The organism is Paraburkholderia sp. SIMBA_027, assembly GCF_046535315.1.
GTDB lineage: Bacteria > Pseudomonadota > Gammaproteobacteria > Burkholderiales > Burkholderiaceae > Paraburkholderia > Paraburkholderia tropica.
The window spans coordinates 1-267 of sequence record NZ_JAWRWY010000713.1 but is presented as its reverse complement, the minus strand read 5'-3'; the positions used below and the strand labels follow the sequence as shown (position 1 = coordinate 267).

Annotated in this window: 1 protein-coding gene; it reads right to left on the bottom strand. The window is 37.8% G+C overall.

Annotated features, from left to right (window positions below):
* Positions 1–267, bottom strand: a 267-nt coding sequence (locus SB764_RS40895; RefSeq protein ID WP_410866884.1) for a GrpB family protein, incomplete at both ends; no start/stop codon positions are given.

Genomic DNA, 267 nt, shown 5'->3' with positions numbered 1-267 from the left:
CTGATGAAGCAGGGATGGCATGAATATGGGCAATCCGAAGGCTATGATTATGAAGTTCCTCCGGAATTCTATCTCCAAGATGAATAATATCCGGAAATCCCAGATTTTGAGGTTGATCTATAAGCTTAATAAAGAAACGCCGATAGGGCATATCTTCGTTATATTTTTCGTAATAAACATAATGTTTTCCCTGCAATAAGGTTGGAATCTTATCCAGTTCGGCTTCATCCTTTACACCAATCATAATGTCTATAATGGGTTTTGCAG